The sequence below is a fragment of the Moritella sp. genome, assembly GCF_033791185.1.
GTDB lineage: Bacteria > Pseudomonadota > Gammaproteobacteria > Enterobacterales > Moritellaceae > Moritella.
This window is the reverse complement of record NZ_JASJHF010000262.1, coordinates 1-2,833: the sequence shown is the minus strand read 5'-3', so window position 1 is coordinate 2,833 and position 2,833 is coordinate 1. Positions and strand designations below refer to the sequence as shown.

The window sequence follows — 2,833 nt, the reverse complement described above, 5'->3', positions numbered from 1 at the left end:
AGCTATTGAAACATAGTCAAACGTCCAATTATGCTCTTTTTGAGCAGCTGACATGAGCTCAAAACCTTGTGCATAGCTACAAATTTTCGCGCAATACAGTGCATCACCTAATTTATCTATCCAAATATTTTTATCTTCAATGCTAACCGAAGGACCTGCGAGTTGCGTTGCTGCAACTTGGCGAATCGCCTTTTGCGTACTCAAGCAACGCGCAAATACGGATTCAGCGATTGCATTTGCAGGTACCCCTAATTGCAATGCTTCGCGTGCTGTCCAATTACCCGTGCCTTTTTGTCCTGCTTGATCCATAATCACATCGACCAGTGGCAGGCCCGTTGGTTGGTCAACTACCTTGAGTATGTTTGCCGTTATTTCAATCAGGTAACTTTGCAATTTACCATTATTCCACTGGCTAAATACCTCTGCGACTTCTGCTGCTGACATGGCTAATATTTGACGCATAAATTGGACAATTTCTGCGATCATTTGCATATCCGCATATTCAATCCCATTATGCACCATTTTAACAAAGTGCCCTGAACCGATTGGACCTATATAGTCAGCGCAAGGCTCTCCTTCTGGTAATGGTTGTTCCACCTTGGTCCGAGCAACTTCAATGCCCGTTAGCGGATCAACTTTAGCTGAGATAGCTTGCAACATAGGTTTTAATAATAGCCAAATAGCGTGATCACCACTTGGCATTAATGATGGACCAAAACGTGCCCCGACTTCTCCACCTGAAATTGCACAGGTGAAAAAGTTAAATTTACCTGCATATGATTGTGCACGTGCGACTGAATCTCGCCATTCACTATTACCCGTATCGACCACAATATCGTCTAACTCTAAACCAGCAGCAAGTAAGTCTTGGCAGATAATCTCCACAACGGGACCAGCGGGGACTGAAAGAACCACACGGCGAGGTGTTGCCAATTGCTCGATAAGCGAGGCAAGATCCTTAACAGCCATTAGCTTTGCCGCTGTTAATGGCTGGTGGCGTCTAATGATGTCATTGCGACGTGCTTGATCAATGTCAAAAGCTGCAACGGAGAAACCACGTTCAGTGAAATTTAATGCCATATTGGCACCCATTACACCTAAGCCGATTACGGCAATATCCATATTATTACTCATTATTTGTTTTACTATTACCAGTACTTAATATGGCAGCCACGCTTAATTGTGCTTGAATATCTGCAACAATCTGCTCAACTGATTGCCTAATATCAACGATTAACGCTTCAGTGCTACTGGGTTCTATTAACGTATCAAATTGATTTTTCAACATAGTTTGACCATTAAAATAATGGTTTTCTCTTTTTTGATGACGTTGCCAAATCGTGTCAAAGTCACCTTTCAGATAGACAAATTGCAGATTAGGTGCACCTTTCTTTAATATTGCTCGATATTTAGGAGTAAGCGCAGAACAAGCGATAACGGCTTGTTGTTGTTCATTAATCAAAGTATTTAAGGTATTTAGCCATTCGTCTCTATCGTCATCGTTGAGGGGCATACCTTGACTCATCTTTTGAATATTAAATTCAGGGTGGTAGTCATCACCATCGAAAAAGTTAATTTGCAGCGCTTTAGCTAACTGGCTACCAATTAAACTTTTTCCGCATCCAGAAACGCCCATCACTACTATTTTGAATTTTTCCATTATTGCCACCATAACGCTAGAACAGGGAACATGATAACTAATCCTAGCGTAAGCACTTGTAAACCAATGAAGGGGAACAGAGCCGTAAATATTTCGCCTAAACTAATATCTTTGGGTGCTACGGATTTCAAATAGAATGCCGCAGGACCAAATGGTGGAGAAAGGAATGAAACCTGCATATTAAGACAGAACACCACACCAAACCAGATAGGGTCCATACCTAAGCCAACAATAATAGGGACAAAAATCGGCATGGTTAGTAGGGCTACACCCACCCAATCGAGGAACATACCTAGCACTAATAAGATAACCATCATAATCAGTAGAGTCGTCTTTGCATCACCACCACTGAGTGACAGGATAGTTATTTCAACAAATTCAATACCGCCCATTAGGTTGTAAACACCCACTAATGCACTCGCACCGATACCAATCCACATGATCATGCCACAGGTTTTCATGGTCGCGATGGCTGCATCTTTTAGCATTGCAAAGTTTAGCTCCTTACGGATCCAAGTACTAATCATGATACCAACAACACCTAAAGCCGAAGCTTCAGTGACTGATGCGATACCTGAGTAGATACTGCCTAATACCACTGCCACAGATAACAGAGGGAAAAATAACGCTTTGAAAAAGTTAGGCTGATTTTTAGCATCTTCTTCTAACTCTTCTGCACTTGGGATAGGAGCAAGTGAGGGGTCTAGCTTACAGCGTATTAATACATACAGAATATAAAAAATAGCGAGGATAAATGCCGGTAAAAATGAAGCCTTGAACAAGTCGCCTATAGAGACACTTGCTGTTAAGCCATAAATTATTAATACGATACTTGGCGGTAACATGGTACCTAATGCGCCACCGGCACAGGTAACCCCGATTGCTAACTTACGGTTATAACCTAAACGCAACATTTGCGGTAAGGCAAGAATACCCAGTAGTACAGTTTCACCACCGATTACACCCGACATAGAAGCTAACACAACCGCAACTAATAACGTCTGAACAGCAACACCACCACGTATGCGTTTACCAAAAACTTTCATCGCTTCAAACAGATCATGGGCAATGCCGGATCTATCTACTAGTGCGGCCATTAATACGAACATTGGAACAGCGAGGAAAATATACCCATCAACAAAACTGTATAGACGACTAGTGACCAATGGTAGG

3 protein-coding genes are annotated in these 2,833 nt (G+C 42.0%); all 3 read right to left on the bottom strand.

Features of this window, described 5'->3' with window-relative positions; genetic code table 11:
• Window positions 1-1,122: NADP-dependent phosphogluconate dehydrogenase (gndA, locus tag QNK26_RS15160; protein ID WP_319224588.1), on the bottom strand; the 1,122-nt coding region annotated here is incomplete at its 3' end.
• A gap of 4 nt (window positions 1,123-1,126) precedes the next feature.
• Window positions 1,127-1,660: a gluconokinase gene (locus QNK26_RS15155; protein ID WP_319224585.1), complete on the bottom strand. Its 534-nt coding sequence runs from the start codon at window positions 1,658-1,660 to the stop codon at window positions 1,127-1,129.
• Window positions 1,660-2,833 (bottom strand): TRAP transporter large permease subunit (locus tag QNK26_RS15150; protein ID WP_319224582.1); only part of this gene is annotated, 1,174 nt, incomplete at its 5' end. The genes QNK26_RS15150 and QNK26_RS15155, both read right to left, overlap by 1 nt.

Coding starts and splice junctions, on each gene's coding strand:
- QNK26_RS15155 (WP_319224585.1), bottom strand. CDS start 1,660: ATGGAAAAATTCAAAATAGTAGTGATGGGCGTTTCTGGATGCGGAAAA.